We start from the raw sequence: 3,374 nt of genomic DNA, 5'->3' as shown, positions 1-3,374 counted from the left end.
CGTGCCAAAATCGTCGATGGCCAGTCGCACACCCGTTCTCTTGAGTTTCGAGAGCCAGCGCGCTGCTTGCTCGGCATCCCGCATGACCAGGCTTTCGGTCAGTTCGAGTTCCAGGAGATTCCCTGGCAGGCCCGCTTGCCGCAGGGCATCGAGGATTATGAGCCGGAGACTCTTGTCGGCAAACTGCCGGGCCGAAAGGTTGACAGCGACGCGCATAGACGCCAATCCCTGCGCGAGCCATTGTGCATTCTGACGGCAAGCCTCGCGCAGGACCCACGCGCCGATCTGCACAATGGCACCCGACTCCTCCGCAAAGGGAATGAAATCTCCCGGCAAAACCAGCCCGAACTCGGGATGGTGCCAGCGGATGAGCGCCTCCACGGCCGTACAGGCATTGGTCGTGAGGGAGATGCGGGGCTGGTAGTAGATTTCGAACTCGTTGCGTTCTAGCGCGCGGCGCAGATGCGCTTCCATATCGACGCGCCGCCGCAAGGATTCGCTCATCTCGCGGGCATAGAATTGGTGGGCATTCTTGCCGCGCTGCTTTGCGCTAAACATTGCCAGGTCTGCATGCTTGAGCAGCGTCTGCGCGTCGGCCGCGTCCTCCGGAAAGGAGCTGATGCCGATGCTCGCCGTGATGCGCAACTCCTTGTCGTTGACGGCGAAACCCGGCGCAAGCGCTGCCTGCAAATTCCGAATGGTCCGGCTCAACACGGTCGGATCGCCCTTCGGCTCAACCAGCACGACAAATTCGTCGCCGCCGAGGCGCGCGATCAGTTCCACATCAGGCAGGGCAGCGCGCAGGCGGTCCGCGACGCCTCGTAACAAGATATCTCCCGCGTCGTGGCCCATGGTGTCGTTCACAATCTTGAACTGGTCGAGATCGACGAAGAGAACGCTCAGGCCGTCCTGGCGGGATTGCGGTATCGCCAGTCGTCGTTCCAGATGATCCCTGAACATCAGCCGATTCGGCAGCCCGGTGAGCGCGTCGTGATTGGCGATGAAGCGCAGATTCTCTTCGGCTTCCTTGCGCAGCAAGAAGTGGCTGGTCTGGGAGGCGATCGCACTCCCCATAGCGAGTGCGTATCGATCTCGCGCACGCCTGTCGCGCGAGTACAGTTCAACCGCGCCGAGGGTGACGGTGCCCCTTCGCAGCAGGAAGGTAAAAACAGTCAGGATGCCTTGCTCGCCCAGCCACTCGTGCTGCGGCATCCTGGCGATGGCACCACGGCTGGCATACCATTGTGGTCCGTCCGGCATGAGCGCCGTTGTTGCTTGCGGCCAGGTCATACGCTTTGCCAGCCAGCATCCCACTTCCCTGCTCGGCGTCACGCAGACCGGGGCCAGTTGCATCGCACGGCCTGCCTCGGAAGGCCAGAATGCGCCCGCCTCCCATTCCATGCCCTCGACCAGGGTGCGGACAATCTGTTCCGGGACTTTGGCTGCGCAGGTCGCGGTGGACAAGTGCAACGCGATCCGATGTTCATGGGTACGCGCTTGTTCGGCGGCCTTGCGCTGGGAAATGTCCTGAGCGGTGCCACGCAAGATGCGCGTGCCCTCGAGGCCATGCGCGTTCCCGATCAGGTGAAGCCAGCCCTTGCGCCCGCGCGAAGAGCGGTAGGAGCATTCCAGTTCGAAGGCCCCGCGGTCGGCCAATGCGGTCTGCATGCGCGCCACTAGGGTGGCGCGGTAGTCGGCATCGACGGCATGCAAGAGCATGTCGAGCGTAGGTCTTGCTCTCTGGCCGCCGATCAGGCGCACCATCTCGCCGGAGAAATCTGCCCAATTCCTTTCCAGGTCGATGCGCCAGTTACCCAGGCGCGCAATGCGCTGTGCTTCGGCAAGCGCGGCCTGGCTCTCGCGCAAGCTTCGCGTCATGCCATCCGCCACGGCGAGGGCGCGCGTACGAGAACTCGACAGCGCATACGCCAACCCACTCAGCAAGAGGCTGATGATCAGTCCGGATCCGAGTACCAAGGCCGGTAGGAAGCGCTGAGGGCCGCTGATCGCCATCGTGGCTGCGGAGAACTCGATCAGCCAGCGCCGCCCGCCAAAGGATTGATAGATAGTCTTGCTGAGATACGGGCGACTTGCCGCAACGTTTGCACGTTGTATCGGACCTTTCCACTCGCTCGCGCTAATCTGGTCGATCGGATCGGCGATCGCCAGCGGCTTTGTCTGGCCTCCGGCGTTCTCGGACAGCCCGTTGAGGCTGTCATAGAGCAATGTGGCCGGTGAAGGCGATATCGCCTCCATATCTGAATCGCCAGCATCGTAAAGTCGGAAGCGAGTCCTGCGCAGCATTTCCTGGTTGGCCAGGTTGCTCAGCAGGTCGCCAACCCGTATGCCTGCGCCAACCGAGCCGACGTAGGCGCGACGACGCGCTTCCACGTCCTCCAGCGGCAGGCCGTTCCTGTAGACCGGCAGCCGCAATGCAATGCCGACGTGGGGTCTCCGGGCTTCACTGATAATAAGGCGTCCGCTGCTGACGGCTTGTCCGGTATCGCGCGCTTTTTCGAGTGCCCCGAGGCGGTGCGGTTCGGCGCCCATGTCGATACCGATCGAAGTTCGATTTTCGCCGAGCGGCTCGGCGTAGGTCAGCACGAAGTAGGCAGGGCGCCGGCCGGCAGGACGGATGGCAAAGTCCACGCCGGCTTTGTGCAGGACAGGGTCCTTGCGCTGGCTGGCCACGAACGCAGCCAATTCCGCGGCCGGCACGTACGGGGCGTAATTGAGGGTCTGAAAGCCAGGATAGCGCTGCGGCAGGCTCAGGCCATTGACGAAATCGCGAAACTCAGCGCGTGAGACGTGGTCGCTCGCTCCAAAGAGCGCCTGCATGGTCACCAACACGTCGGTGTAAAGGCGGATGCGGGTATCGATCTGCTGAATGACGTCGTCCGTATCGCTCGTGAAGCGTAGCTCGGCATCCCGTTCCAGCAATTCGGTGCAGACCGCATACACGATGGTTGTGCTCAGAATCCCAAGCAAGAGCGTAGAGAGCGTGACCGTAACAGATCCCAAACGGCACAGCGGTCGTAAAAATTGCGTCAGCTTATGGCGCACCCCAACTTCCCCCGAGACCCCGCCCATGAATCGCCTGCAAAAGCAGCCAGCCGTTGGTACGGGGCCGTATAGCCATTGCCCGAGATACATCCGACGTAGTTGCTATCTCGTGGCTTCCTTTTAAATGTTAAGACAACTGTATCGCACTTTAATGTCGCGGCACACGAGAAAGTTCAATTATGGACACCCCACTAAAGTGGGGGTTGGCTGTGCTGCAGGCGCTCGCGTGCGCGTTCAAAGGTCGCCCATGGTGCTGACGGCGGCATTCCTTAGCCCGAACTTTGAGCTCGCGGCGCGCATAGTGCTTTGAC

Annotated in this window: 1 protein-coding gene; it reads right to left on the bottom strand. The window is 61.8% G+C overall.

Features of this window, described 5'->3' with window-relative positions:
- Positions 1–3,090 (bottom strand): bifunctional diguanylate cyclase/phosphodiesterase (locus ACYP5B_RS51245; protein WP_459575175.1); only part of this gene is annotated, 3,090 nt, incomplete at its 3' end.
- Between the last annotated feature and the right edge of the window lie 284 nt (positions 3,091–3,374).

It is taken from the genome of Cupriavidus sp. 8B, assembly GCF_054589115.1.
This window is presented reverse-complemented; position numbering and strand designations above follow the sequence as displayed.